The organism is Streptomyces sp. NPDC006296, assembly GCF_040613235.1.
Taxonomy (GTDB): domain Bacteria; phylum Actinomycetota; class Actinomycetes; order Streptomycetales; family Streptomycetaceae; genus Streptomyces.
The window spans coordinates 20223-46349 of record NZ_JBEXRT010000032.1 but is presented as its reverse complement, the minus strand read 5'-3'; the positions used below and the strand labels follow the sequence as shown (position 1 = coordinate 46349).

Below are 26127 nucleotides of genomic sequence, written 5' to 3'. Positions count from 1 at the left end.
CGTGCCGCCGTACGACGCGCGCGGCGAGGGGAACAGAGCCAAGCGGCACCGGGCCGTGCTCATCGGGGTGCAGCACTACGACGGCGCCCGGAACGACCTGCCGGCCGTCGCCACCGACCTCCGCCTCATGCGCGAGGCACTCACCGCCGAACACACCGGCATGCTCGACCCGGGCGACCTCGTGGAGGTCTCCGCGGCCGGCGGACCGGACCCGGCCGTCGACCCGCTCCGGGTGCGCGCCGCCCTGACCGCGGCCCGCGAGGAGGTCACCGGGCTGCTGGTGGTCTACTTCGCCGGGCACGGCATCGTGCGCACCGACGGCATGGACCTCAACCTGATGTTCACCGGCTCCCGGGTGACCAGGGACCGGCGCCACCCCTTCGTGGACACGCTGTCCTGGCGCGACGACATCATGCCCGAGCTGCGCTACGCCCGGGCCGACTGGGTCGTCGTCATCCTCGACTGCTGCTTCGCCGGCAACGCCCTGGCGGCGTTCAGCCCCGCCGCCGGGCAGAACTTCGCCCTGCTCACCGCGGCCGAACCGGGGGTGGAGATCCCGCCCGGCGACCCCGACACCGGCACGGAGTTCACGGCCGCCCTGCACCGGCTGCTGACCACGGAGAGGGCGGAGCCGGTCACCTTCACCCGGATCGTCACCGGTGTGCGCCGTGCCATGGAGTCGTACAAGGCCGTCGACGAGCACCGGTGGGTGCCGGACGAACGGCGGCACGGCGACGACGTGGTGCTCGCGCTCGCCGCAGCGCCGGAGCCCTCCGCACCCGCGCTCGCCACGGGGCCCGGGCCCTCCGCGCAGGTCCGGCAGGACGACGCGGCCGGCGGGCCCACCGGGCGTCCGCCGCGGCATCCCGCGCCGGCCCTCCCGCACCGCCTGCTCCCGGCCCTCGCCCGCCGTGCGGGACGGACCGCCGCGCTCGCCCGCACGGTCCTCCTCGCCCGCCGCACGACGCGGACGACCGCCCTCGTGCTGACGGGGGCCGTCGCGCTGGCCGCGGGAGGGGCCTGGTACCTCCTGGGCGCGTCCGCCGGGGGCGCGTGCGCCTCGCCCCTCGAACTGCGGGTGCTCACCGACCCCGATCTGCGGCCCACGGTGCAGAAGGCCGCCGACGCCTACCCCCGCAGGGACGCCCGCGGCTGCCGGACCGTCGGCATCAACGTGTACGACGCCAAGGCCACCGACGCGGTCTCGGCGTTCCGGTCCTCCTCGCTCTGGCAGGAACCGCCCGCGACCTGCCCGGCCTCCGGCGCGTGCCCGAGGCCGCAGCGGGACGTCGGCGCGCAGCCCGACGTCTGGATACCGGCCGCGGGCAGCGCGTGGCGGCGGGCCACGGCCCCGGAGGCGAACGGCGGTGCCGGGGCGGGGGAGCCGTCCGCGCAGCCGGGAAGGAGCGTCGTGAAGCTCGACCGGCTCGGGTCCGTCGCCTACACGCCGATGGTCCTCGGGGTGCCCGACACCATGTCCCTGCCGCAGAGCCTGCAGACCGACGATCCGCTCGGCGCCATCATCACGGGGCTGGAGGACGCCCAGCGGGTCGAGATCCTGCGCCCCGACCCCGAGGGCACCGAGGCCGCGCTGCTGGCGACCGACGCGCTCTACGCCACCTCCGCCGAGGGGCACGCCTCCTCGGTCGAGCAAGGCATGGCGGGCGCGCTGCGGCCCATGCCCTCCACCGCGCGGGAGCTGATGTGCGCCCTGTCCGACGGCACGCACCACGACCTGGACGACCGGGCGGCGGTCCTCGTGCCGGAGCAGACCCTGGCGCAGTTCAACCTCTCGGCGGGTGAGGCCGGCCGGCCCGCCTGCGCGACGGAGTCCCTGGCGCACCGGGTGGCCCACTACCCCTCCGACGTGCCGATGCTGGACGTGCCCTTCGTCCGCGTCACCTGGGCCGGGGCCGACCGGGACGCCGACGCCCGGGAGGCCGCCGTCGAGGACTTCCACGCATGGCTGACCACGGACCCGGACGCGCAGAGGTGCTTCACCGACGACGGCTTCCGCGGTGTCGACGGCGGCGGACCCGCGGAGCCCGGGGACGGCTCGGTGCTGCGGGCCGAGGACAACACGACGGCCGTGCGCGCGCGGATCCCCACGACCGGCCCGGACACCGACGCGTCGGCGTCGCTGAACACGACCCTGAGCCGCTACCGGGGGGCGCTCGGCCCCGGCCGGGTGCTCTACCTCCTCGACAACTCGACCTCGGTGGCGGACCGGCGGCTCTGGGACGGCACCGGCGGCGCCAAGGAGCTCGTGGCCCGCTCGATGGGCTCGCTGGGCGCCCGGGACGCGTACGGGGTGTGGACGGCCGCGGTCGCCGCGGGGAAACCGATGGCCGAGCTCGTCGAGCTCGGCACCCACACCGGGTCCGGTGTCCGGAAGGCCGTCACCGGCGCGGCCACGGCCGCCTACGACGCACGTGTCGGGGCGGGGCTCGGCGCGGCGCTCACGGCCCTGCGCGGTGACTCCGCGGCGGTGGAACAGCCGCGGCTCCTCGTCCTGGTCACCGACGGCGAGGACTTCGAGGAGGTCGGCGAGGACGAACAGGAGAAGCTGGTCGGGCAGGCGGGGCGGACCCCGCTCGTCAGGATCGTGACGGTCTCCTTCCAGGACGGCGCCTGCGCGTCCGGCCGCTTCGGCGACCGGCTCGCCGCGGCGAGCGGCGGACGCTGCCTGGATCCCGGCGACGACCTGGCGGCCGGACTGGCGGCGGAGGTCGCCAAGGCGGGTACGGGGGACGCGGAATGACACGGGACGGCCGTCGCACCGGTCACCGGCGGGGCAGAGCGGCGGTGGCGCTCGGCTGCCTGCTCGCCCTCGCCTCCGCCGCCTGCACCGGCGGATCCGGCGACACGGTGGAGCCCGACGGGACGGACGCGCCGACGGGACCCGTCGTCGTCGCCAGCGGGCTCGACGTCACCGGCTCCGGCAGTGTGCGGCAGCAGCTGATAGAGGAGTGGAACCGCCGGCACGCCGGATCGAGGGACCGGCAGGCCGAGCTCGTCGAGCTGCCCGGCGCCGCCGACCAGCAGCGCAGCCAGCTCCTCGGCGCACTCCAGTCCGGCAGCGCCCGCTACGACGTGGTGAACCTCGACATCACCTGGATCCCCGAGTTCGCCGAGGCGGGGCTGATCAGTCCGCTGCCCGCCGAAGAGAGCGGCACCGCCGGCGACACCGACTTCATCCGGCAGGTCCACGCCACCACCGTGTGGAAGGGCCGTACCTACGCCCTGCCGTTCAACACCGACGTCGGACTGCTCTACTACCGGCCCGACCTCCTGACCGCGGCCGACATCGAGGCGGACAAGCAGCCCACCGCCGACTGGACGTGGGACCAGCTGTACTCCTCCGTCAAGACCCTCGGCCTGAACCCGGTCCGCCGCGACGAACGGGCGGGCTGGACCACGCAGTTGAAGCAGTACGAGGGGCTGACCGTCAACACCGTCGAGGCGTTCGCCGACGCCGGGGTCCAGCTCACCGACAGCGAGGGCCGGTACAGCTCCGACCCGGGACAGCTGAAGAAGGGGCTGGACTCCCTCCTCGACCGCGTCGGCCGGGGACGCGTGCAGCCCGCCGCGCTCACCTCCGACGAGACGGCCTCCCTCACCGACTTCGCCGAGGGCCGCGCCGTCTTCCTGCGCCACTGGCCCTACGCCTACGGCGCCCTGGAGGGCCTGATGGACCCCGCGGACTACGCCGTGAACCGGCTGCCCGGCAAGGCCGTCCTCGGCGGCCAGAATCTCGCCGTCACCGCCGACTCCCCGCGCGCCGAGAACGCGCGGGCCCTCATCGCCTTCCTGACCTCGCGGGAGAGCGAACGCTGCCTGCTCGACGCGGGCTTCGCCGCGACCCGGGCCTCCGTGTACGGCAGCACCCCGAAGCCCTGCTGGCCCCGGGTCGCCGCCGCGCTCCGGCCCACCGGTGACCCGGCGCGGGCCGAGGACACCGGGGAGGGCACCCCGAAGGGGCAGGGGACCGAGGCCCGCGCCGCGTACGTCCGGCTGCTCGGCGCGGCCCTGACCCAGGCCGTGCAGCGTCCGCGCACCCCCTACTACGGGGCGTTCACCCAGGAGTTGCAGTCCCACGTGCACGCGCTGCTGGCCGCCGAGCGACCCGACACCGCGGAGGCCGCCGCACAGCTCGACCGCGCGCTGCGCGACGTGTTCGCGGGCCGGTGAGAGGGGCCGGGCCCCTCCCACCCGTGCGGGGCGGACCCGCTCAGCCGGCCCCGTGGCACTCGCGGTACGGACGCTCCGAACCGCACCAGCACGCCGCGCTGCGCGCCGGGGGCCACGGGACGGCGCGTCCGCGGGCCGCCAGCGTCGTGGCGTACTGCGGGAGCAGGTCGGGGTCCGAGGGGGACGCGGCCTCCGAGGCGGCGAACGCCTCGTAGGAGGGGACCGTGCCCGTCACGATGCCGAGATTGGGCGTGCCCGCGGCATGCAGATCCCGCAACGCAGCCTCCAGACGGGCCAGATGGTCCGCGTGCGAGACGTACTCCTGGGCCAGCTCCGGGTAGCCGGTGAGCAGCTCGCGCAGCTCGCCCTCCGGCCAGTGCAGGACGGCGACGGGGAACGGGCGGGACAACGCGCTGCGGTAGGTGCCCAGTTCGGCGCGGAGCCGGTTGATCTCGGCCTGCAGCTCGCCCGGGTCGGACGAGCCGAGCGCCCACAGCCGCTTCGGGTCGTGCAGCTCGTCGAGGGGGACGGCGGCCGTGTGGAGCGTGTCGGCCAGCTCGTCCCAGGCGTCGTGCGCGACGCCCATCAGCCTGCGCACCCGGTGCCGCCCGATCAGCAGCGACTCGGTGGCGTAGGGGACGTCCTCGCCCGGTGCGAGGAGGAGCGTCAGGGCGGTCGAGAAGAAGTCGTGGGCCGCCTCCAGCTCGTCGTGCGCCTCCAGCGTCTCCGCGGCGATCTCCCACGGCGCCGGGTCGAGCGGACCGGCGGCGCGGATGCCGTCGATGATCGCGCGGGCCTCCGCCTCGTGGCCGTACTCCCACAGGTTGGACGCCTTGAGGGCCTTGATCCGGTGCGGGTTCTCGATGGCGGGGCCGGTGGAGCCCAGCAGTTCGTCGTAGAGGCTGCTCGCGCGGGCGCGCTCTCCGGCGAGCTCCAGATGGGCCGCGGCCTGGAGGAACAGCGGTTCGTGGTCCTCGGGATACTGCGCCGCGGTGCGGAGCAGGCGCTCGGCTTCGGTGATGTGGTCGGCAGGCGTGTCGGGGCGCATGGCCACACGGTACTGCGGGACGGGGGTGCGGGGAGAGGGCGCGTGCCGGAGGGCCGGTGAAGGGCGGGCGGCGACGCGTTGAACACCCGGGTCGCCGGGGGCGGCCCCGGAGACCGCGGCGGCCCCGGCGGACACCGGACGCCGATCGTGTATAACGGCTGGAGGGCGCGATCGCGCCCTCACGACCGGACACGACCGCAGACGAAGGGGGGAGGGCCGGTGAACGACGACATGAACCGCGTCCGCCGGGCGCTCGTCCGCCTCTTCCGTCCCGCGGCCTTCCTCGTCCTGTTCCTCACCGAGGTCCTCCTCGCCGAAGGCGGCAGCCTCTCCGCCGCCGTCGCGCTCGCCGCCACCGCGGCCGCCGGCTCGGCGCTCCTCGTCTGCTCCGTCCTCAGCGCCCGCTGCGCGGCCCCCGTGCCCCGTACGAGGGTGCGCACGGCCATCCGGGACCGGGAGAAGCGCACCGCGTTCCTCCCGCAACGCGACCCCGACGCCCGCGGACGCACCAGGCCCCGAGCGCCCGGGGCCGCCCTCCTGACGGCCGCGTAGCGGGCAGCACCTGCCACGCCCCCTGCGCGGGTCGTCCTGCCGATTCCCCGAGCCGACCGGTATCTCCCGGTCCGCCTCACTCCCCGGCACGACGAGACCCCCGGAGGGCTCACCCATGTCCGCCTTCATGTCCGCTTTCGCGAGCCTGGTCGGCGCCTTCGCCGACCTGCTCCAGCCCCTGTTCCAGAACGCGTCCACCGCCGCCGCGATCATCCTGTTCACCGCCCTGGTGCGGCTCGCCGTCCACCCCCTCGCGCGGGCGGCGGCCCGCGGGCAGAAGGCCCGCACCAGGCTGCAGCCGCAGATCACCGCACTGCGTACGAAGCACGCGAAGAACCCCGACCGGATGCAGAAGGCGCTCATGGAGCTCCACGCGAAGGAGAAGGTCTCGCCCTTCTCCGGCTGCCTGCCGAGCCTGCTCCAGATGCCCGCCTTCTTCCTGCTCTACCACCTCTTCTCCAGCCGGCGGATCGGCGGCGACCCGAACGCGCTGCTCGGCCACGAGCTCCTCGGAGCCCCGCTCGGTGAGCGCTGGCACGACGCGCTCGCCGACGGCGGGCCGTTCGGCGCGCAGGGGCTGGTCTACCTCGCGCTCTTCGCGATCGTCGCCGTCGTCGCCGGCTTCACCTACCGCCGCACCAAGCGGCAGATGGCCGCGAACCCGGTGGTCCCGGCCACCGGCCCGGACGGACAGCCCGTCCCCGGCATGGGCGCGATGACTAAGGTCATGCCGCTGATGTCCTTCCTGACCCTCTTCTCCGTGGCCTTCGTGCCGCTCGCGGCGGCCCTGTACGTCGTCACGAGCACCACCTGGACCGCCGTCGAGCGGGCCTGGCTCTACCGCGAGGCCCCGGCCGCCGAGGCCGCCGTCGCCCCCGCCGTCTGAGCACGGCGCCACGGCGCGGCGGGTCCCAGGGTGTGAACAGGGTCTTGCGGAGTGATCCGGTGTCTTGGAGGATCGAACGAGCCTCTCGCTGGCCGCAACCCACCGACGGGCTCGACCTCGATCAGGAGGAGATGGACCGTTGAAGCTTCTTCGCGTGGGCACGGCGGGCTCGGAGCGCCCCGCACTGCTCGACCGTAACGGGACCTTGCGTGACCTTTCGGGCCTCGTCACCGACATCGACGGTGAACTCCTCGCCGACGCCTCGACGCTGGACCGGGTGCGCTCGGCGGCCCGGACGCCCGAGGTCCTGCCTCCGCTCGACGCGAACGGCCTGCGCATCGGGCCGCCGCTCGGGCGGATCGGCAAGATCGTGTGCATCGGGCTGAACTACCACGACCACGCGGCCGAGACCGGGGCGGCCGTCCCGGACGAGCCGATCCTGTTCTTCAAGGCCCCCGACACCGTCGTCGGCCCGGAGGACACCGTGCTCGTGCCGCGCCGCAGCCGCAAGACCGACTGGGAGGTCGAGCTCGCCGTGGTGATCGGCCGCACCGCCCGCTACCTGGACTCCGCCGAGGAGGCGCTCGGGCACGTCGCCGGATACGCGGTCTCGCACGACGTCTCCGAGCGGGAGTTCCAGATCGAGCGCGGCGGCACCTGGGACAAGGGCAAGAACTGCGAGACCTTCAACCCGCTGGGCCCCTGGCTCGTCACCGCCGACGAGGTGCCCGACCCGCAGGCCCTGCGGCTGAGGCTGTGGGTCAACGGGGAGCTGAAGCAGGACGGCACGACCGCCCGGCAGATCTTCCCGGTCGGCGAGATCGTCCGCTACCTCAGCCACTTCATGACGCTCCACCCGGGCGACGTCGTCAACACCGGCACCCCGGCCGGAGTGGCGATGGGCCACCCCGAGCCGAAGCCCTACCTCCGCGCGGGCGACGTCGTCGAGCTGGAGGTCGAGGGGCTGGGCCGCCAGCGCCAGGAGCTCAAGGACGCGTAGGGCCGGGAGACCGCCTCGTCCGCCCGGGAGACCGCCTCTCCCGGGCGGACGAGGCGGACGGCGCGGACGGGGCGGACCTGGTCGACCGGGCGCTCCGGAGCGGGCCCGGCGGGGTCGCCCGGTCCGCCCGGTCCGCCCGGCCGGGAGGCGGCCCCCGGGTGTCGCCCTCAGGCCTCGGGGCGCGCCGTGAACTGCTCCAGCGCCTGCACGACCAGCGCGTGGTCCTCGGCCTGCGGCAGGCCCGACACCGTGACCGAACCGATCACGCCGGCTCCCTCCACGGCGATCGGGAACGAACCCCCGTGCGCGGCGTAGGTGTCCGGGTCGAGCCGCGAGGACTCCTCGAACGTCGTGCCCTTCGCCCGGAAGCGCGTACCGACGAGGTACGAACTCTCCCCGTACCGCTCCACGACCCTGCGCTTGCGGTCGATCCAGGCGTCGTTGTCCGCGCTCGAACCCGGCAGCGCCGCGTGGAACAGCTGCTGGGAGCCCCGCCGGATGTCGATCGCGACCGGGGCGTGCCGCTCGCGGGCCAGCGCGACCAGCAGACCGCCCAGCGCGTACGCGTCGTCGTAGCCGAAGTGCGGCAGGGTCAGCCGCCGTTCCTGCGCGATCAGCTCGGAAACGCTCGGGGCGCCGGTGCTCATGCGTGGCCCTCCTCGTCGTGGTGCGGAAGGAGGGTCACGGACACGCCCTCGCGGGCCGAGCGCCGTGCCGCCTCCAGGACGTCCAGCGAGGCGGCCGCCTGCAGCGCCGTCACCGGGTTCTCACCCTCGCCGCGCAGGGCGGAGGCCACCGCGGCGTAGTACGCGGGATAGTCGCCCGGCAGGGTGCGGACCGGGTCGCCGCCGCCGGTCAGCGGGGACTCACCGGAACCGACCCGCCCCCACAGCTCCGCGGGCTCCTCGCCCCACGGCTCGCCGGCCGTCGGACGCGCCCCCTCGCGCAGCGCCGCCTCCTGCGGGTCCAGGCCGTACTTCACATAGCCGGCCTTCGAGCCGAGCACCCGGAAGCGCGGGCCGAGCTGCGCCGTGGTGGCACTCGCGTACAGATGCGAGCGCACCCCGTTGACGTGGGTGATCGCGAGGAACGTGTCGTCGTCGGCCGCCGCGCCGGGGCGGCGCACGTCGGACTCCGCGTACACCTGCACCGCCGGGCCGAACAGGGTGAGCGCCTGATCGACGACATGGCTCCCCAGGTCGTACAGCAGCCCGCCGATCTCCTCCGGGTCGCCCGACTCCCGCCAGCCGCCCTTCAGCTGCGGACGCCACCGCTCGAAACGGGACTCGAAACGCTGCACCTCGCCGAGCTCGCCGTCCTCGATCAGGCCGGCCAGGGTCAGGAAGTCGTTGTCCCAGCGGCGGTTCTGGAACACCGAGAGCAGCAGCCCCCGCTCCGCGGCCAGCGCGGCCAGCTCACGCGCCTCGGCGGCCGTGCCGGCGAGCGGCTTGTCGACGACGACCGGGAGCCCGGCCTCCAGGGCGGCCCTCGCGAGCGGTACGTGGGTCCTGTTCGGCGAGGCGATCACGATCAGGTCCAGCTCGTCCGCGCGCGGCCACAGCTCCTCGGGCGAGGAGGCCAGACGCACATCGGGGAACTCGGCGCGGGCCTGCGCCCGCCGCTCCTCGTCCGACGTGACGACCGTGTCGAGGACGAGCCCCGCGGTCGCGGAGACCAGCGGGGCGTGGAAGACGGAACCCGCCAGGCCGTAGCCGACGAGCCCGACGCGCAGAGGAGCGTTGGCAGTCATGCGACCCACTTAAGCAACGCTGTTGCCAAAGTGCAAGCGATGGGGACAATGGTGTGGTGAACAGGAGCAGCAGCAGGAGCGGCGGGGCCAACCTCCCGGCCCTGCGCCACCACAACGCCTCGCTCGTCCTCGATCTGCTGCGCGTGGCCGGTGAGCGGGGCATCAGCCGGCTGGAGCTCGCGGAGCGCACCGGGCTCACCCCGCAGGCCGTCAGCAAGATCACCACCCGGCTCCGGGCCGAGGGGCTCGCCGCGGAAGCCGGCCGGCTCGCCTCCACCGGGGGCAAGCCCCGCACCGTCCTGCGCCTGGTCCCGGACGCCGGACACGCCGTCGGACTCCACCTGGACCGCGACGAGCTCACCGCCGTCCTCGCCGACCTCGCCGGCACCACGGTCGCGGCCCGCACCCTCCCGCTCGACCTCGGGGCCCCGGCCGACGAGGTCCTCGCCACGGCCGCCCACGCGGTCCGGGCGGTCCGGGCGGACGCCCCCGGGGACGCGATCCGGCCGGTCTTCGGCGTGGGCGCCGCCCTGCCCGGCCCGCTGGACCACCGCGGCGGAGTGCTGCACCGGGTCACCGGCTTCCCGCAGTGGGACGGCTACCCGCTGCGGGACGCCCTCGCCGAGCGCACCGGGCTGCCCGTCGTCGTCGACAAGGACACCAACGCCGCCGCGCTCGGCCTCGCCCTGCGGGAGCGGGCGGACTCCGACTTCGTCTACCTCCACCTGGGCACCGGCCTCGGCGCCGGGCTCGTCCTCGGGGGAGCGGTGCACCGCGGAGCCCGCACCGGCGCCGGTGAGTTCGGCCACCAGACGCTCCAGCTGGACGGCCCCCCGTGCGACTGCGGCGGGCGCGGCTGCGTCGAGGCGCTCTGCCTGGCCGCCGCTGCCCGCGGCGACATCGCCGAGGCGGCCCGGGTCCTGGGGGCGGGCGCCGCCAATCTCGTGGGGCTCCTCGACATCGACCGGGTCGTCCTCGGCGGCCGGACCGTCGCCGCCCACGAGGACGCCTACCTCCGCGGGGTGCGCGCCGTCGTCGAGGAACGCGCCCGCCGCGAGGGCGCCGTCACCGCCGTCCCGGTCACCGTGGCCGGCGGCGACCGCCCCGTCGCGGAGGGCGCGGCCCAGCTGGTCCTCGCCCCGCTCTTCGGCCGCGCGGGCGAGGACGGCGGCGCACCGGACTGAGGGCCCCCCGCCCCGGACGGCCGGCGCCCGGACCGGGTGCCGCGGGCCGCCCCCACCCCCACCGGAACGCCCGCCCGGACGGCCCCCGGACCGCGGGCCGTCCGCCCCGGCTGCTCGTCCCCGGCGGGAGCCCCCCCGAGGGGCACACCGGGGGAACCCGCGCAGGCGCGCCGTGGGGCAGGGCCGATCGAGCGGACCATGACGCCCGAACGGGCGGTGTACGCCGCCGGGTGGTGGCCACCCCTCGCGCGTGCGTGACAGCGTCACGCACGGAAACGCATCGCCATGGCCGGACGTCCGGCCCGTGCGGCAGCGCCGGCGGCCCCCGCCCCCGGCCGTTCGCGAGCAGCGAAGGGTGATCCACCATGTCCAGCAGACCCCCCGCACGGCTGCGCGACGGCCGTGCCCTCACCCGCCTCGGACTCGCCGCCGGGCTGGTCGTGCCCGTGAGCCTCCTCGGCGTACCGGCCGCCGTCGCCATCCCGGTCACCGTCCCCGCCGCGACCAGCGCCGCGGCGGGCACCGCACTCGTCGCCGCCCCGGAGTCTCCCGGCTGCGGCGACCCGGACGGCGAGGACTTCCCCATCGAGACGCGCATCCACGGCGGCCCCGACACCTACGCCTCCGGCGGCGGCTACGGCACCTGGTTCCTCGACCTCACCAACACCACCTCCCGGTCGTGCCGTTCCATCCACCCCGTGCTGGTCCTGACCGACGAGGACCGCACGCTCACGGCCGAACAGATCCAGCTGGAGTTCACCGAGCGGGCGCACCCCGCCGAGGAGCACCGGGTGAGCTGGGAGTCCACCGACCGCGACGAGCAGATCGGCGTCTTCGGCGGCGGGGAGCAGGACGACGACTTCGCCGGCTTCACCGTGCCCGCGAGGAAGACGGTGACGGTCCGGGTGCGGATGGCGTTCACCTCCGACACCCGGCCCGGCACGGTCACGGCCCACGCCGCCATCGTCCAGCGGCGCACCGCCGCGGCCGACGACGGGGCGGAGCGGGCCGGCGGCGACGGGGAGTGGGTGGGCGAGTCGGCGGCGTACACCTTCGTCGTCGTCGACGGGGGCGACGAGGCGGCCGGGGAGGACGGGGTCACGAGGGACGCGGAGGGCGACCCCGTGCCCGAACTCGCCCGCACCGGCCACGACCGCACGCTCCGGGCGGGCCTCGCCGCGGTGTCCCTGGTCCTCGCCGGGGCTGCGGCCGTGCTCTGGTCCCGGCGCCTGCGCGGCGGGCGCCGCTGATCCGGTGCGGCAGGTCCGTGCGACCGACCGGTTCCGTGCGCCGGAGCGGGCAGCCTAAAATCGGGTGCGTCGGCGCTGCACAGCGCGGTGCCGCCGGCGTCCAGCACCCCCGGGTGCACAGCGCGTACGGCAGGAGCCCGTCACATGGCAGAGCGCAAGCCGATCGAATCCTGGCTGACCGACATGGACGGCGTCCTCATCCACGAGGGCACACCGATCCCGGGGGCCGACGCCTTCATCAAGCGGCTGCGGGACTCCGGACTGCCCTTCCTGGTCCTCACGAACAACTCCATCTACACCGCCCGCGACCTGCACGCACGCCTGAAGCGCATGGGTCTGGACGTGCCCGTGGAGAACATCTGGACCTCCGCCCTGGCCACCGCGCAGTTCCTGGACGACCAGCGCCCGCGCGGCACGGCGTACGTCATCGGCGAGGCGGGCCTCACCACGGCGCTGCACGACATCGGCTACGTCCTCACCGACCACGAGCCGGACTACGTCGTCCTCGGAGAGACCCGTACGTACAGCTTCGAGGCGCTCACCAAGGCGATCCGGCTGATCAACGGGGGTGCCCGCTTCATCTGCACCAACCCCGACGAGACCGGCCCGTCCGCCGAGGGCCCGCTGCCCGCCACCGGTTCCGTCGCCGCGCTGATCACCAAGGCCACCGGCAAGGCCCCGTACTTCGCGGGCAAGCCCAACCCCCTGATGATGCGCACCGGGCTCAACGCCATCGGCGCCCACTCCGAGACGTCCGCCATGATCGGCGACCGGATGGACACCGACGTGCTGGCCGGGCTGGAGGCCGGGATGCAGACCTTCCTCGTCCTCACCGGTCTGACCACGGAGGCCGACATGGACCGCTACCCGTTCCGGCCCTCCACGGTGGTCGACTCGATCGCGGACCTCGTCGACCTGGTGGACCTGCCGACGGCGTAACCCGAGCGGGTCACAGCGGATGCGGGGCGGCCTCCCGGGCGTGAATCTTCGTTCAGGAGGTTTACGATGCGCTCACTGTCCCTCACGTTCTGTGCCGCGATCGCGGCCGGGACGATAGCCCTGCCCGCGTCCGCCGCGGCGGCCCACGCGAAAGCCGGCGACCCCAGGAACGAGCAGCGTTCCGGAACGGTCTCGGTCAGCCCGTCCCGTGTCTCCCCGGGCGGGGAGGTGGAGCTCCGGGTGGACGTCTGCGGCAAGGACCGGTCGGCCCGGGGCAACTCCGAGGCGTTCGCCTCCGAGGCGCACTTCGAGCCGGCCGACGGCTCGGTGCTCGTCGCCCACGCCCGGATCCGCTCCGACGCCGCAGCCGACGACTACGAGGTCTGGGTGACCTGCAAGGACGGCCACGGCAGGGCCACCGGCACGGTCACGGTCGCCTCGCACGGCCGGCCCTCGCCCGTCGCCCCCGTGCGGGCGGGCGGCGGAGGCACCGCGGTGCTCGCCGAGGAGGCCGCGGCCGACGGACGCCCCGGCACCCGGCACGCGGTGATCGGCCTCGGTCTGGGCGCCGTCGCGGCCGTCGCCGTCGCGTTCCGCAGCGTGCGCCGCCGCCGCTCGGCTCTCCACTGACATGTCCGCCCCGGACCGCCCCGCCGGAACCGGCCGCCTGCTGACGGGTGTCACCTGGGCCGTCGTCCTGCTGGGCCTGTGGCTGTGGGGCCGCGCCGCCACCGCCGGCAACTCGGCCCCCACGACCGGTGACGTCGCCGCGGTCGGCCGCCCCCTGGGCGCACCGCTGCCCCCGGCCCACGACCCGCTCGGCGGCGCCGCGCCGCAGCGGGTCGAGATCCCCTCCGTCGGGATCGACGCCACCGTGGTGCGGCGCGGACTGGACGCCGACGGGGCGATCGAGCCCCCGCCGTTCGCGACGCCGAAGGCCGTCGGCTGGTACGCGGACGGCACCGAGCCGGGCTCGGAGGGCGCCGCCCTCTTCGTCGGCCACGTCGACACCGAGACCAAGCCCGCCGTGTTCTACGGACTCAGCGCCGCGAAGCCCGGCGAGAAGGTCCGGGTGAGCAGGTCCGACGGGAAGGTCGCCGAGTTCACCATCGACGACGTCCAGGTCTTCACCCGGGAGCGGTTCGACGCGCAGAAGGCGTACGGGCCCCGGGAGGGCGGGCGCGCGGAGCTCCGGCTGATCACCTGCGGTGGACGCTACGACCGTGACGCGCGTGCGTACACGGCCAATGTGGTCGTCTCCGCGTACCTGACGGCGGAGAAGCCCGGGCGGAAACCCGCCGGGGACTCCGCGGCGGCTTCCGCGGGGCGCTCCTCGGGGGCGCTCGCGGAGGCGAGGGGTGCGGCGGCGGGAAGTCACCTCTGAGGCACCGGGCCCGAGGTGCCGTGCCCGGCACGGGCCCGTGCCGGGGACGATCCGGCCCGGTCGGCGTCCGCTCCCCCTCGGAGTCGCCGGCCGGGCCGGTCCTCGACCGCGGTGCCCGGGGTCGCGGGAGTGACCCGGGCACGGCGCGGGAGGTCGGGGCGCGCACCGGGACGCCACTGTAGGGCGACGGCGCCCGGTGCTCCGGGCGCTTGCGGCAGGATGTCCGGAACCGGGCGGAAGCCGACCGCCGGCGCCAGCGGACCCCGGGCAGCCGACCGCGGCGGCAAGCGCGTCGCCGCCCGGCAGTGGCGTCCGCGCCGCTCTGACCCACGCCCGAACATCCGTCCCCCGGCTCCCGCCCGGCGCGCGGATGTGAAGAAAACGGAACTGGATCATCCACGGTGCGGTGCCGGAGGCCGGCCGACCGGGCGGCGGCGATCCCGGGGTGGTGCTCCGTCCCCGGCGACTCTGCGTGAGGGCGCCCGGTGGGCGGGCGGCGGGTCCACGCCCGCCGCGGCGCCGCTCCGCGCACCCGGTCCCGGGGGAGCGCGACCCCGGGGCGGCACCAGGCCAGGGTCCTCGGTGCGGGGCCTGGACGCAAGGGCTGAGCAGGCTTTTCACCAGCCGTATGTGCGATTTCGGTGAATACCGTGAAGACGGCGTACGAGGGGGGCGAAAGGCGCCCCCGGGGCGAGCCCCGCGCCGTGGCGCACAGCAGCGAGGCCCCCTCACACTCGGTGAGGAGGCCTCGCATTCGCGTGCGCCGTCAGGGACTCGAACCCCGGACCCGCTGATTAAGAGTCAGCTGCTCTAACCAACTGAGCTAACGGCGCCTGCTGACCTGGAGAACTTTACCCGATGTCCGGGCGTGCTCCCGACCAATTCCTTTGCGGCACGGCCTGTCGGATGGTCGTTTTTTCCCTTTAGTCAGTCAACATGAGTGATGCCGTCAATGTGATCTATGGACGATCTGGATGACTGCCGAAGGGAAGAGGAGTCGCATGACTGTGCCGGTCTTCGAGGAGTACGAACCCCCCGCCGACTGCGGCTGTCCGGGCTGTGCCCAGCAGCGCCGTACGGCTGCGGCGCTGCCCGTACGCCACGGCGGCCACCCTGCCGCCCACGGCGCGCGCAGGGCGCTGGTCATGGTCACCGCGGCCGGGGTGGTGCTGTCCTGCGGGGCGGGCCAGGCCGCCGCGACCGCCGCCGGCCGCGGCGCGCGCACCGACACCGCGGTGGACCCCCAGCCGGTCACCCCGCAGGGCACGGTCGGACCCCTGAGCGACAGCGGAGCCTCGGGCCCGCCCGCCGCCCCGGCCACCACGCTGCGCGCGACGACCCGGACCGACATCATCAACCGCGCCCAGAAATGGGTGACGGCCAAGGTGCCCTACAACATGGGGGCGTACTGGTCGGACGGCTACCGCCAGGACTGCTCGGGCTTCGTGTCGATGGTGTGGAACCTCGGCACGAACCAGTGGACCGGCAGCCTCGCCGCCTTCGGCACGAAGATCGCCCGGGCCGACCTGCGGCCCGGCGACATCCTCCTCTTCCACAACCCGGCGGACCCCTCGGCCGGTTCGCACGTCACGGTCTTCGGCGGCTGGACCGACCACACCCACACCCACTACCTCGCGTACGAGCAGACCAGCCCGCACGCGAGGAAGGCGACCACGCCCATGGCGTACTGGAACAACTCCTCCAAGTACGTCGCCTACCGCTACAAGGGCATCGTCAGCGGCACGGGCGGCAGCGGCTCGGCCACCGCGTTCCCCGGGACCGCGAAGTTCGGCCCCGGCGCGAACAACGCGCACGTGACCCGGCTCGGGCAGATGCTCATCGCCCAGGGCGGCAAGCGCTTCTACGCGACCGGCGCGGGACCCCGCTGGAGCGACGCGGACAAGCGGGCGACGCGGGCGTTCCAGCTGGCGCAGGGGTGGAAGGGCAAGGAGGCGGACGGGATCCCGGGCCCGGGCACCTGGAGCCTGCTGGTCAAGGGCACCGGACACCGGATCCCCGCGGCGGGGAGCGGCAGCACCACCGGCGGCTCGGCCGCGTACCCGGGAAAACGCTTCTTCGCCCCCGGGCAGTCCAACGACCACGTCCGGAAGCTCGGCGCCCGGCTGGTCAAGAAGGGATACGGCAGGTACTACACCTCGGGGCCGGGCCCGAGGTGGACGGAGGCGGACCGCCGCAACGTCCAGGCGTTCCAGCGCGCCCAGGGCTGGAGCGGAAACGCTGCGGACGGTTATCCGGGGCCGGAGACATGGCGACGGCTCTTCGCGTGACGGCTGAAGCGGCGGAACGGACATGACGGAGGCGGGAATGCGATCCACCGAGAACGTACGGGGCGAGTGGGACGAGCTGGGGGAGCGGGTCACGCGGGTCGTCGTGCCCGGACCCGGTCCACGGGACGCGCCGGGCCGGGCGGCCCCGGAGGGTCACGGCGCCGGGCGGCCGGAGCCCGGCGGGGCACCGGCCCCTGATCCGCTGACGGCCCCCGCGGCGGGTCCGGTCGATGCGGGTCCGGTCGATGCGGCGGCGGTGGGTGCGGCGGCGGGGGCGGATGTGGCGGCGGATATGGCGGATGCGGTGCCCGGGGCGGGCGGACCCCTCGCCGAGGAGGTGCCCCCGGTGCCGGCCGGCCCCTCGTCGGAGCCCGTACCCCCGGCCGGCACTGGCGATCCGGACATCCCGGCCGACCTGGGCCCCGCCCTGGACGCGGTGGCGGTGACAGGACCGGCCGCCCCGGCGGAGCTCGACCTCGACCTGGGCCCGGAACCCGGCCCGAGCGCCCCGGACCTGCGGCCCGCGCCGGCTCCGGAGGAGCGGCCGACGCCGACATGGCCGGCCCTGCGCGGGCCTGAGCTCCCCGATCCGGCGGTGCCTGAAGCGATGGTTCCGGAAGCGGTGGCGCCGGAAGTGAGGGCGTCGGACCGTGAGCTCCCCGACCCGGTAGTTCCGGAAGGACAGGCTTCGGACCGTGCGCTCCCCGATCCGGTGGTGCCGGAACGAGTGGCGCCGGACCGTGAGCTTCCCGACCTCGTGATTCCGGAACGAGTGGCGCCGGAGCCTGAGCTCCCCGGTCGGGCAGCGCCGGACGGTGCACTCCCCGACCCCGTGATTCCGGAAGGAGTGGCGCCGGAGCCGCTGGAGGCTGCGGGTCCGGCGGGCGGGGAGCCGGTGGGGGAGGCGTGGCCCGGCCGGGTGGGGGACGTGCCGGAGGGAGTGGCGGCCGGCCCGGGACCGGTGGCCCGGAGGGGCGCGGCGCCCGACTCCCGTCAGCGGGTCCCCGGTGCGCCCCGGCCGGCGGGCGACGAGGGGCGCGCCCCCGTGGCGCTCACCGTCGGTGCCGCGGACCCGGTCGCCTGGTGGGGTGCCGGACGGCGGCAGCCGGTCATCGCCACCGAGACCACCGCGACCATCCCCGTGCACCTGCTGTTCCGGGACGACGCTCCCGTTGCCGCCCCCGCCGGCCCGGGCGGGGCCGCCCCCGCGACCGCACGCGAGCACGGCCCGGTGAACGGCTCCGGGACCGCCCCCGGAAACGGCGGCGCGCTGCGGAACGGCGACCGCCGTCCGCCCGTGCCGCGGTCGCCCCGGGCGCACGCTCCCACCCGGCCCGCGCCGCTCGCCGATCCCCGGATCGCCGAGCGGCCCGGCCCCGTCGTACCCGGCTGGGCCGCACTGACCGCGGTGGCCGCGGGCGCGGCCGCCGGACTCGCCGTGCTGGGGTGGCAGGGCGCACTCCCCGCCGCCGTGACCGGCCGGCTCGGGCTCGGGGTGCGCCCGTACGACGGCATCGGCGCCGTGGCCTGGGCGCTGCTCGCCCTGCTGGCGGTCGTGGTGCTGTTCATCTGCTGCGGTCTGGGCCGGGGGCGGGCCGGCCACGCCTCCGTGCTGACGCTCTTCGGCGACTACCGGGGCAGCGTCCGCCGCACCGGTCTCCTGTGGATCTCCCCGCTGCTGCGGCGCCGCCGGATCGACGTACGCCTGCGGCACTGGCGCAGTGAGCCGCTGTCGGCCGTGGACGCCGGCGGCACCGCGCTGCGGGTCGAGGTCCTCGTCGTGTGGCGGGTGAAGGACACCGCGCGCGCCACGCTCGGAGTCGCCGACCACGAGTGCTATCTCCGCGACCAGGTGGAGGCGGCCCTGGCCCGGGTCCTCTCCCAGCTGCCCGCCGACGCCTTCCAGGAGGACACCCACACCCTGCGCGACGCTGAGGCGGTGGGGGACGCGCTGACGGGGATGCTGAAGGCGGACTGCGTGCCCGTGGGGATCGAGGTGTACTCCGCGCAGCCGACCGGTATCGAGTACGCCCCCGAGATCGCGGCGGCGATGCAGCGGCGCCGGGTGGCGGCCATCGACGCCCGGCACCGGGACGGCGTGCTGACTTCCGTGGTCGACGCCGTGGACGACACGGTCGGCCGGCTGACCGCGCGCGGCATCGTCGAGCTCGACGCCTACGAACACAAGGCGCTGGTCAGGGATCTGACGGTGGCCTTCTACACCGGCCGGAGCGGCGGGGACAAGGGGTGACCGTCCTCGGTCGCACGGACACACCCCCGAAAACCCGACCCTCATTGGTCTGGACATGTCCATGGCGTGTCAATAATCTGGACTTGGTCTAGACCGCACAAGTGATGCGCAGCACGGCTCGGATCATCCCCAGAACATCCCCCACGTTCTCGAGGAGCGACACACCATGCGGAAAAGGGCAAGCGCGGCCGTCATCGGCCTGGCGATAGCGGGCGTCTCCATGTTCGCGACCAGCAGTGCCAGCAGTCACGGCTACACGGACTCCCCCCTCAGCCGGCAGAAGCTCTGCGCCAACGGCACCGTCGCCAACTGCGGCAACATCCAGTGGGAGCCGCAGAGCGTCGAGGGGCCCAAGGGCTTCCCGGCGGCGGGACCGGCGGACGGCAAGATCTGCTCCGGCGGCAACAGCCAGTTCGCCCAGCTCGACGACCCGCGGGGCGGCGCCTGGCCCGCCACCAAGGTCAGTGCGGGGCAGGGCTACGGCTTTCGCTGGCAGTTCACCGCCCGGCATTCCACCAGCGACTTCCGCTACTACATCACCAAGAACGGCTGGGACTCCAGCAAGCCGCTCACCCGGGCCGCCCTGGACTCGCAGCCCTTCCTGACGGTGCCGTACGGGAACCAGCAGCCCCCGGCGACGCTGACGCACCAGGGCTCGATGCCCACCGGGAAGACCGGGAAGCACATCATCCTGGCCGTCTGGAACGTCGCCGACACCAGCAACGCGTTCTACGCGTGCTCCGACGTGCAGTTCTGACCGAACGCCCCCGCAACGCACAGTGGGCGGTCCCCCGGAGGGGACCGCCCACTGTGATGTCGGTGCGCCGTCAGGGACTCGAACCCCGGACCCGCTGATTAAGAGTCAGCTGCTCTAACCAACTGAGCTAACGGCGCCTGCTGACTCGAAAATAATACCTGGTTCCCAGGGGTGCTGATGACACCTGCCCGCCGGTGGGCCCCCGGTGCCCGCCCGCCGGTGCCGCACTGCTCCTGACCTGCGGTGATGCGGGCCGGACGGGAGTCGGGCGGGAGTCGGGCGGGGTCCCCGCAGCCCGGTGCCGAGCGGTCCTCGGCGTGTGCCCGGGTCCGGGGCGGGCGCGGGCCGGACCCGGGGCGGATCGGAAGCGCGCGGCCCGGTCGCTCAGTGCAGGGCCAGCGAGAGGAGGACCGGCGCCGCCCGCCGGTTCAGGGTGTCGGCGGCGGCCCGGAGCCGGTGCGCGTGCTCGATCGGCAGGGACAGGGCCAGGCAGCCGGCCGAGGAGCCCGCCGTCAGCGGGACGGCCGCGCACACCGTGCCGACGGCGTACTCCTGGAGGTCGAGCACCGGCACGGTCGCCGGCTGGCTGTCCAGCTTGGAGAACAGCACCTTCTCGCTGGTGATCGTCCGGGAGGTGAGCCGCGCGATGCGGTGCCGTGCCATGTGGTCGCGGCGGCCGTTCTGGTCGAGCTGGGTCAGCAGGCACTTGCCGATCGCGCTGGCGTGCGCGGCCGAGCGGAAGTCCACCCACTCGTTGACGGCCGGGGTGCGCGGCCCGTCGGCCACCTGCGTGACCCGGATCTCCCCGTCGACGTAGCGGCTCACGTAGACCGCCGCGCCGACCGAGTCCCGCAGCTGCACCAGTGTCTGCTGGAGCCTGTTCTCCAGGGCCCGCCTGCGGGCGGCGCCCGAGCCGAGCTCCAGGAGGGAGGAGCCGACGACGTACGCGCCGTCCGTGATCCGCTCGACGTACCCCTCGCGGCGCAGCGTCGTCAGGAGCGGGGTGAGGTGTCCGGAGGGGAGGCCCGTCTCCCGCGAGATCCTGGCCTCGGTCACCCCGCCGCCGTGCGTGGACACCGACTCCAGCACCCGCAGCGCGTACTGCACCGAAAGGAACGGCGCCTTCGGCTCCGGCTTCAACACCACGGTTCCCTCCAGGGCCTCTACCGGTTGTGACCGCACGCTCACGATCCACGATAGTCGCCAGATGGCCGATTTACAGGCCCTGCGGAGGAGTTGACGGAGCGCCCCGGCTCCGTCAGCTGGGGCGCACTCGTCTGGCATATGCCATTGTCACGATCACCGTGTCCGGGGCGAGGTCACAGCACCGCGTTGAGGAATTCGCGCGTCCGCTCGTGCTCCGGGTCGGTGAAGATCTTCTCCGGCGAACCGGACTCCACGACCCGGCCCGCGTCGAACATCAGGACCGTCTCGGACACGTCCCGGGCGAAGTTCATCTCGTGGGTCACGCAGAGCATCGTGATGTCGGTGGACCGGGCGATGTCGCTCAGCAGGTCCAGCACCCCGGCCACCAGCTCGGGGTCCAGCGCCGACGTCACCTCGTCGAGCAGCAGGATCTCCGGCCGCATGGCCAGCGCGCGGGCGATGGCGACGCGCTGCTGCTGGCCGCCGGAGAGCTGGGAGGGATGCGCGTCGACCTTGCCGGAGAGCCCGACCAGGTCGAGCAGTTCCCTGGCCCGCGCCTCCGCCTCGTCCTTGTCCATGCCGAGGACGTTGACCGGGGCCTCGGTGATGTTCTGGAGGACCTTCATGTTCGGGAAGAGGTTGAACTGCTGGAACACCATCCCGATCTTCTTCCGGGACGCGCGCAGCTCCTTCTCGCCCGCGGGCTTCAGCGAACCGTCGGGCCGGCGCACGTGCGAGAGGGGTGAGCCGTCCACCCAGATCACGCCGTCGCTGACCTTCTCCAGGGTCATCAGCAGCCGCAGGATGGTGGTCTTGCCCGAGCCGCTGGGGCCGATGAGCGTGACGTGCTCGCCGCGTCGCACGCTGAAGTCCAGTTCGTCCAGGACCACGTGGTCGCCGTAGAGCTTGACGACCTTGTCGAAGCGGACCAGCGGCTCGGTACCGGTGAGCAGGGCGTCCCCGGTCGCGGGCTTCTCCAGGGGGGCGGGTTCAGTGGCCAAGGCGCTTCTCCAGCTTTCTCATCAGCAGCGACGTGGGGTAGCTCGCGACCAGGAAGACCAGTCCGGCGAGTGTGAACGCCTCGGTGTAGGCGAAGTGGTCGGCGCCGTAGGCACGCGCCTCGAAGACCATCTCGTGCACCGTGATCACGGCGAGGAACGGGGTCTCCTTGAACATCGAGATCGCGTAGTTGCCGAGGGCGGGCAGCACGTTGCGCACCGCCTGCGGCAGGATCACGGCCTGCCAGGTCCGGCGGGGTGACATCGAGAGCGCCCGGCAGGCCTCCCACTGGCCCTTGGGGACGCCGTCGATCCCCGCCCGGTACACCTCGGAGGTGTAGGCGGCGTAGTGGACGCCGAGGACCACGATTCCGATCGTCAGCGGCTCCACGGAGGTGAAGAGCGCCGCCGCGCCGACCAGTTGGACCAGCAGCGGGGTGGCGCGCACGAACTCCGTCACCGCCTTCACCGGCACCGTGACCAGCCGGGACGGGGCCCGGCCGGCCACCGCGACGGCCAGCCCGAGCACCGCGGCCACGAGCGTGCCGAGCACGGTCGCGAGCAGGGTGACCCGGAATCCTTCGAGCAGCAGGGGAAGGGCGTCCCCGGCGGCGTCCCAGTCGAATGTCTGGTTCACCGGGCACCTCCGGCCGTGGTGACGGCTTCCGCCGTACGGGTCCTGAACAGGCTGCGCCCGCCGGTGCCGAGTCCCAGCCGGCGCTTCGCCGACCGCTCCAGCAGGTTCATCAGCAGGGTCAGCGCGTAGGCGAGCACGAAGTAGACGGCGAGCAGCAGCAGATACGCGGTGAGGGTCTCACCGGTCAGGCTGCGGATGTGCTCGACGGTGGTCATGAAGTCCGCCGCGGAGATCAGCCACAGCAGCGGCGTGCACTTCAGCAGCTGGATCAGCAGATTGGTGAACGACGGGATCATCTGCACCCAGGCCTGCGGCAGGATCACCTTGCGCATCCGGTGCAGCGGCGTCATGTTGAGCGCCACGGCCGCCTCGTACTGGGCGCGGGGCACGGAGTTGATCGCGCCGCGCACGATCTCGGAGCCGTACGCACCGTAGTTCAGGCCGAACGCCACGACGCCGCAGAGCAGCGGGGTCAGTTCGTAGCCCGTCAGCTGGGGCATGGCGTAGTAGAGCCAGAACAGCTGGATGTACAGCGAGGTGCCGCGGAAGAACTCCACGACGGTCCGGGAGACACCGCGCACCGGAAGCAGCCTGCTCCCGGCCGCGAGGCCCAGCGCGAACGACAGCAGCAGGGCGAGCAGCGAGCCCAGGACGGTGGCCTGGACGGTCACCCACAGGCCGGCGCCGACCTGGGGCAGTTCGTCGAGAAGGGTCGAGAAGAAGTCACTCATACGGTGTGGTCCGCCCTCGTCAGCCCTTGCACAGATCGGCCGTCTTGAGCGTGGCCGGCGGGATCTCGGTGGCGCCGAAGCCGTAGTCCTGGAGGAGTTCCACGTAGCGGTTCCGGTCCGCGACGATCTTCTTGAGCTCGCGGTTGAAGGAGTCCCGCAGGTCCTCGTTGCCCTGGCGGAAGACCGCGCCGCCCGGGGAGAACTGCTTCGTGCCGTCCAGCTCGGGGACGAACGCCTCGGTGACCTCGGTGTCCGGGTTGGTCTTGGCGAGCCAGCGCAGCGAGATGCCGGTGAGCAGGAAGGCGTCGATCCGGCCGCCCTTGACGGCGTCCGCGCCGTCCTGGGGCTTCTGCAGCGTCTTGATCTTCCCCTCGGCGATGCCCGCGCCCTTGGCGTACGAGGCCTCGACCGCGCCGGACATCACACCGACGGTGATCCCCGCGGCCTTCGCGGACGCCAGGTCGGTGACCTTCCTCGGGTTGCCCTTCTTCACCATCAGGGCGGTGGGAGAGATGAACTCCGGCTCGGAGAAGAGGGCGTTGGCGCACCGCTCGGGGGTGATGGCCATGCCCGCGCTGACCACGTCGTACTTGCCCGCCTGGAGGCCGGGGATGAGACCGTCCCACTCCGAGAGGGTCGGCCTCAGCTCGTCGACGCCGAGCGCCTTGAATATCTCCCGGTGCAGGGTGGGGGCCTCGCCCTTGAGCTCCTTGCCCTCCATGTAGCCGTACGGCGCCTCGTTGGCGTAGGCGACCCGGACGAAGCCCTGCTTGCGCAGCGTGTCGAGCGCGCCCGCGCCGTCCGCGGCGCCGGCGTCGGTCTTGCTGCACGCCGAGAGGAGGCCGGGAACGACGAGCAGACCTCCCACGGCCGCGGATCGATTGAGGAAGCTCCGACGGGACAGGTGAGGGACGTCAGCCATGGTTCGCGGTCTCCTGGGGAAATCGGGTGTCGAACGGTCCGGACAGGCTGAGCACCTGCCCGATCCGGGACACCTATGCAGCGGGCCCCGCCATGGTGATCGAACGGTGGCCGGAGGGTGACCTTCCCGTGTCTCGTCGTCGGCGGAGGGCGACGGACGGATCGCAGGGTGTGTTCCCGCTGCGGATTCCCCGATGACGGCCCGTCATGCCCGTCCGTCAGTCCGGGATGTCGGTGGACGGTACGTAACCGCGCCGCAGGTCCACCGTGTGGGGCAGCGGCTCGCCGGCCGCCCAGCGTTCGTACATCGCGACGAACTGCTCGCCCAGCCGGTCGCGCCAGCCGGCCGTGTCCCCGCTCATGTGCGGGGAGACCAGCAGGCCGGGCACGTCCCACAGGGGGCTCGACGGGTCCAGGGGCTCCTCCTGGAACACGTCGAGCGCGGCGCCCGCGATCCACCGCCGGCGCAGGGCCTCGACCAGGTCCTCCTCGACGGCCAGCAGGCCCCTCCCCACGTTGACGAAGTGCGCGGAGGGCTGGAGGAGCCCGAAGAAGCGGGCGTCGAACATGCCGCGCGTCGCCTCCGTCAGCGGGGCCGCGGCGATCACCCAGTCCGCGCTCGCCGCCAGCCGGTCCAGGTCCTCGACCCCGTGGATCGTGCGCCGCGCCGTGCGTCCGACGAGCGCGACCCGGACGCCGAGGGCGTTCAGCAGCCGCATGATCTCCCGGCCGACGGGGCCCGCCCCGACCACCACGGCACGGGTGCCGGCGAGCCCCCGGGTCTCCCGGTGGCTCCACCGGTGCTGCCGCTGGAGGTCCAGTGTGCGAGGCAGGTCCTTCGCGAAGGCCAGGACCAGCCCCGCGACGTACTCGGCGATCGGCCGCTCGAAGACGCCCCGGGCGTTGGTGACGACGGTGGGGGAGGCCGCCAGCTCCGGGCAGAGGAGCCGGTCCACCCCGGCGCTCGCCGTGTGCACCCAGCGGGGCCGGGGCCCGTCGCCCGGCCAGGCCGCGCGGACCGCGTCGGAGGTGAAGTCCCAGACGAGCAGCACGTCCGCCTCGGGGAGCCGCGCGGCCAGCGTCCGCTCGTCGGCGTGCCGGACGACGGCACGGCCGGTCAGCCGGCCCAGGCGCGGCGGCGGGTCGGAGTCCAGGACGAGGATCACGGGAGCGGTCATCAGGAATGCCCACGCTCGCACCGGGGCACACGCCCGTCAACAGGGCTTCGCCCTTGCGGGAGGAACCCCAGGTCATGCCGGTTGCGGGCGACGGCGCGGGGCCGGAGCGGAATACTTGTCCCAGCGGGGGCGGCGGTGCCGCGAGCACCTGCGGCACCCTCCGGAACGCACGGGAAGGACGGACATGACGACCGTAGGACTTCTCTACCCGGGCCACGCCGCGGAGGACGACTTCCCGCGGATCGAGGTCATGCTCGACAGCGACATCAGGGTGCCGCTCTTCCACACCGACATCGACGAGGACGACCGCCGGGTCGGGAACCTCCGCGAGGCGGGCACGCCCGAGCGCCTGGGCGCCGGCGTCGAGGAACTGCGCATGGCGGGCGCGGAAGCGCTGGTCTGGGCCTGCTCCGGCGGCAGCTTCGCCTACGGCTGGGACGGGGCGCACGCACAGGCCGCCGGGCTGGCCAGGGCCGCCGGACTCCCCGCGTCCAGCACCTCCGTCGCCTTCGTCCAGGCGGTGCGCGAGCTCGGCGCGTCCCGGGTCGCGGTCGCCGCCACCTACTCCGAGGACGTCGCCGCGCTCTTCGCCGGCTTCCTGGAGTCCGGCGGCGTCGAGGTCACCGCCTCCCGCGGGCGCGGCATCATCGCGGCGTCCGAGGCGGCGGCTGCGGACGCCGAGCTCGTGAAGGAGCTGGTCGTGGCCGGGGACCACCCGGACGCCCAGGTGGTCCTGCTCCCCGACAACGCCCTGCACACCGCCGCGTGCGTGCCGGAGCTGGAGGAGGCCGTCGGCAAGCCGGTGCTCACCGCCAACCAGGTGGCCGTCTGGGAGGGGCTCCGGCTGGCCGAACGCCACATCTGGGCCCCCGCCCTCGGCGCCCTCTTCGCCACCCGCGAACCCCCGCCGGGCGCCTCCGCGCCCCGGGGCATCGAGGTGCGGGAGTAGGGCGCGCCCGCACGGGACGGCGGCGGCCGGCCGGGAAGAGATGTTCCCGTGTCCCGGGCGCCCCGGGAATAAGCGGAGCCATCCTCC

General features: G+C 74.0%; 23 protein-coding genes and 2 tRNA genes. 14 read left to right on the top strand and 11 right to left on the bottom strand.

All coding sequences use genetic code 11. From position 1 onward, the window contains the following. Position 1: 1 nt before the first annotated feature. Entirely contained in the window at positions 2 to 2761 is a 2760-nt protein-coding gene (locus ABZ172_RS21835; RefSeq protein ID WP_356885452.1) for a caspase family protein, read from the top strand. Beyond that, positions 2758 to 4191 carry an extracellular solute-binding protein gene (locus ABZ172_RS21830; RefSeq protein ID WP_356885450.1) on the top strand — a complete coding sequence of 478 codons (1434 nt, stop codon included), beginning with the start codon at positions 2758 to 2760 and terminating at the stop codon, positions 4189 to 4191. The genes ABZ172_RS21835 and ABZ172_RS21830 overlap by 4 nt, the downstream gene beginning before the upstream one ends. Positions 4192 to 4231: 40 nt before the next feature. Here the strand turns inward: ABZ172_RS21830 and ABZ172_RS21825 are convergent, their stop codons facing one another. Further along, on the bottom strand, positions 4232 to 5239 hold the full coding sequence (locus ABZ172_RS21825) for an SEC-C domain-containing protein (RefSeq protein ID WP_356885448.1): 1008 nt from the start codon (positions 5237 to 5239) through the stop codon (positions 4232 to 4234). 231 nt (positions 5240 to 5470) lie between these two features. On the opposite strand from ABZ172_RS21825, the gene ABZ172_RS21820 reads away from it, so the two are divergent. The 3 genes from ABZ172_RS21820 to ABZ172_RS21810 all read left to right on the top strand — a co-directional run bounded on the left by ABZ172_RS21820 (position 5471) and on the right by ABZ172_RS21810 (position 7677). Further along, complete coding sequence (locus ABZ172_RS21820; protein WP_356885514.1) at positions 5471 to 5791, top strand: DUF6412 domain-containing protein; 321 nt, start codon at positions 5471 to 5473, stop codon at positions 5789 to 5791. A gap of 115 nt (positions 5792 to 5906) precedes the next feature. Then, positions 5907 to 6677, top strand: coding sequence for a YidC/Oxa1 family membrane protein insertase (locus ABZ172_RS21815; protein WP_356885446.1), 771 nt, complete (start codon positions 5907 to 5909; stop codon positions 6675 to 6677). A gap of 139 nt (positions 6678 to 6816) precedes the next feature. Beyond that, positions 6817 to 7677, top strand: coding sequence for a fumarylacetoacetate hydrolase family protein (locus tag ABZ172_RS21810; protein ID WP_356885444.1), 861 nt, complete (start codon positions 6817 to 6819; stop codon positions 7675 to 7677). 167 nt (positions 7678 to 7844) lie between these two features. On the opposite strand, the gene ABZ172_RS21805 is transcribed toward ABZ172_RS21810, so the two are convergent. After that, complete coding sequence (locus ABZ172_RS21805; protein ID WP_356885442.1) at positions 7845 to 8324, bottom strand: heme-degrading domain-containing protein; 480 nt, start codon at positions 8322 to 8324, stop codon at positions 7845 to 7847. Continuing rightward, entirely contained in the window at positions 8321 to 9427 is a 1107-nt protein-coding gene (locus ABZ172_RS21800; protein ID WP_356885440.1) for a Gfo/Idh/MocA family oxidoreductase, read from the bottom strand. Before ABZ172_RS21800 ends, ABZ172_RS21805 begins: the two co-directional genes overlap by 4 nt. A gap of 56 nt (positions 9428 to 9483) precedes the next feature. Between ABZ172_RS21800 and ABZ172_RS21795 the strand changes: the two genes are divergently transcribed. The 5 genes from ABZ172_RS21795 (at position 9484) to ABZ172_RS21775 (ending at position 14184) form a co-directional block, all read left to right on the top strand. Continuing rightward, the gene (locus ABZ172_RS21795) at positions 9484 to 10611 is read left to right on the top strand and encodes an ROK family transcriptional regulator (protein ID WP_356885438.1); all 1128 of its coding nucleotides are present in this window, start codon (positions 9484 to 9486) and stop codon (positions 10609 to 10611) included. Between the two features lie 365 nt (positions 10612 to 10976). Continuing rightward, entirely contained in the window at positions 10977 to 11861 is an 885-nt protein-coding gene (locus ABZ172_RS21790; protein ID WP_356885436.1) for a hypothetical protein, read from the top strand. Positions 11862 to 12005: 144 nt separating this feature from the next. Continuing rightward, positions 12006 to 12800, top strand: a complete 795-nt coding sequence (locus ABZ172_RS21785; RefSeq protein ID WP_356885434.1) for an HAD-IIA family hydrolase — start codon at positions 12006 to 12008, stop codon at positions 12798 to 12800. 66 nt (positions 12801 to 12866) lie between these two features. Beyond that, complete coding sequence (locus ABZ172_RS21780; protein ID WP_356885432.1) at positions 12867 to 13430, top strand: hypothetical protein; 564 nt, start codon at positions 12867 to 12869, stop codon at positions 13428 to 13430. 1 nt (position 13431) lies between these two features. Next, positions 13432 to 14184, top strand: a complete 753-nt coding sequence (locus tag ABZ172_RS21775; RefSeq protein WP_356885430.1) for a class F sortase — start codon at positions 13432 to 13434, stop codon at positions 14182 to 14184. 759 nt (positions 14185 to 14943) lie between these two features. On the opposite strand, the gene ABZ172_RS21770 is transcribed toward ABZ172_RS21775, so the two are convergent. Beyond that, positions 14944 to 15017 (bottom strand) — tRNA-Lys (locus ABZ172_RS21770). A 168-nt stretch (positions 15018 to 15185) separates the two neighbouring features. Between ABZ172_RS21770 and ABZ172_RS21765 the strand changes: the two genes are divergently transcribed. From ABZ172_RS21765 to ABZ172_RS21755, 3 genes are all read left to right on the top strand, one after another. After that, positions 15186 to 16472, top strand: coding sequence for a peptidoglycan-binding protein (locus tag ABZ172_RS21765; RefSeq protein ID WP_356885428.1), 1287 nt, complete (start codon positions 15186 to 15188; stop codon positions 16470 to 16472). Positions 16473 to 16875: 403 nt separating this feature from the next. Next, a complete protein-coding gene (locus ABZ172_RS21760; protein ID WP_356885512.1) occupies positions 16876 to 18723 on the top strand; it encodes an SPFH domain-containing protein in 1848 nt (615 codons plus the stop codon). 166 nt (positions 18724 to 18889) lie between these two features. Further along, a complete protein-coding gene (locus ABZ172_RS21755) occupies positions 18890 to 19480 on the top strand; it encodes a lytic polysaccharide monooxygenase (protein WP_356885426.1) in 591 nt (196 codons plus the stop codon). Positions 19481 to 19543: 63 nt separating this feature from the next. Here ABZ172_RS21755 and ABZ172_RS21750 read toward each other — a convergent pair. The 7 genes from ABZ172_RS21750 to ABZ172_RS21720 form a co-directional block, all read right to left on the bottom strand. After that, positions 19544 to 19617, bottom strand: a tRNA-Lys gene (locus tag ABZ172_RS21750). 247 nt (positions 19618 to 19864) lie between these two features. Then, a complete protein-coding gene (locus tag ABZ172_RS21745) occupies positions 19865 to 20626 on the bottom strand; it encodes an IclR family transcriptional regulator C-terminal domain-containing protein (protein WP_356885424.1) in 762 nt (253 codons plus the stop codon). A 173-nt stretch (positions 20627 to 20799) separates the two neighbouring features. Further along, complete coding sequence (gene ehuA / locus ABZ172_RS21740) at positions 20800 to 21627, bottom strand: ectoine/hydroxyectoine ABC transporter ATP-binding protein EhuA (protein ID WP_356885422.1); 828 nt, start codon at positions 21625 to 21627, stop codon at positions 20800 to 20802. Next, entirely contained in the window at positions 21617 to 22261 is a 645-nt protein-coding gene (gene ehuD / locus ABZ172_RS21735) for an ectoine/hydroxyectoine ABC transporter permease subunit EhuD (protein WP_356885420.1), read from the bottom strand. Before ehuD ends, ehuA begins: the two co-directional genes overlap by 11 nt. Continuing rightward, positions 22258 to 22992, bottom strand: coding sequence for an ectoine/hydroxyectoine ABC transporter permease subunit EhuC (gene ehuC / locus ABZ172_RS21730; RefSeq protein WP_356885418.1), 735 nt, complete (start codon positions 22990 to 22992; stop codon positions 22258 to 22260). The genes ehuD and ehuC overlap by 4 nt, the downstream gene beginning before the upstream one ends. Before the next feature lie 19 nt (positions 22993 to 23011). After that, a complete protein-coding gene (gene ehuB, locus ABZ172_RS21725; RefSeq protein WP_356885416.1) occupies positions 23012 to 23914 on the bottom strand; it encodes an ectoine/hydroxyectoine ABC transporter substrate-binding protein EhuB in 903 nt (300 codons plus the stop codon). Between the two features lie 217 nt (positions 23915 to 24131). Next, positions 24132 to 25091 (bottom strand): D-2-hydroxyacid dehydrogenase, encoded by a 960-nt coding sequence (locus ABZ172_RS21720; protein ID WP_356885414.1) that lies wholly within the window; start codon positions 25089 to 25091, stop codon positions 24132 to 24134. A 184-nt stretch (positions 25092 to 25275) separates the two neighbouring features. On the opposite strand from ABZ172_RS21720, the gene ABZ172_RS21715 reads away from it, so the two are divergent. Beyond that, the gene (locus ABZ172_RS21715; RefSeq protein WP_356885412.1) at positions 25276 to 26040 is read left to right on the top strand and encodes a decarboxylase; all 765 of its coding nucleotides are present in this window, start codon (positions 25276 to 25278) and stop codon (positions 26038 to 26040) included. The last annotated feature ends 87 nt before the right edge of the window (positions 26041 to 26127 follow it).

Coding starts and splice junctions, on each gene's coding strand:
- ABZ172_RS21830 (WP_356885450.1), top strand. CDS start 2,758: ATGACACGGGACGGCCGTCGCACCGGTCACCGGCGGGGCAGAGCGGCG.
- ABZ172_RS21825 (WP_356885448.1), bottom strand. CDS start 5,239: ATGCGCCCCGACACGCCTGCCGACCACATCACCGAAGCCGAGCGCCTG.
- ABZ172_RS21820 (WP_356885514.1), top strand. CDS start 5,471: ATGAACCGCGTCCGCCGGGCGCTCGTCCGCCTCTTCCGTCCCGCGGCC.
- ABZ172_RS21815 (WP_356885446.1), top strand. CDS start 5,907: ATGTCCGCCTTCATGTCCGCTTTCGCGAGCCTGGTCGGCGCCTTCGCC.
- ABZ172_RS21805 (WP_356885442.1), bottom strand. CDS start 8,324: ATGAGCACCGGCGCCCCGAGCGTTTCCGAGCTGATCGCGCAGGAACGG.
- ABZ172_RS21800 (WP_356885440.1), bottom strand. CDS start 9,427: ATGACTGCCAACGCTCCTCTGCGCGTCGGGCTCGTCGGCTACGGCCTG.
- ABZ172_RS21790 (WP_356885436.1), top strand. CDS start 10,977: ATGTCCAGCAGACCCCCCGCACGGCTGCGCGACGGCCGTGCCCTCACC.
- ABZ172_RS21785 (WP_356885434.1), top strand. CDS start 12,006: ATGGCAGAGCGCAAGCCGATCGAATCCTGGCTGACCGACATGGACGGC.
- ABZ172_RS21780 (WP_356885432.1), top strand. CDS start 12,867: ATGCGCTCACTGTCCCTCACGTTCTGTGCCGCGATCGCGGCCGGGACG.
- ABZ172_RS21775 (WP_356885430.1), top strand. CDS start 13,432: ATGTCCGCCCCGGACCGCCCCGCCGGAACCGGCCGCCTGCTGACGGGT.
- ABZ172_RS21765 (WP_356885428.1), top strand. CDS start 15,186: ATGACTGTGCCGGTCTTCGAGGAGTACGAACCCCCCGCCGACTGCGGC.
- ABZ172_RS21755 (WP_356885426.1), top strand. CDS start 18,890: ATGCGGAAAAGGGCAAGCGCGGCCGTCATCGGCCTGGCGATAGCGGGC.
- ehuC (WP_356885418.1), bottom strand. CDS start 22,992: ATGAGTGACTTCTTCTCGACCCTTCTCGACGAACTGCCCCAGGTCGGC.
- ehuB (WP_356885416.1), bottom strand. CDS start 23,914: ATGGCTGACGTCCCTCACCTGTCCCGTCGGAGCTTCCTCAATCGATCC.
- ABZ172_RS21720 (WP_356885414.1), bottom strand. CDS start 25,091: ATGACCGCTCCCGTGATCCTCGTCCTGGACTCCGACCCGCCGCCGCGC.
- ABZ172_RS21715 (WP_356885412.1), top strand. CDS start 25,276: ATGACGACCGTAGGACTTCTCTACCCGGGCCACGCCGCGGAGGACGAC.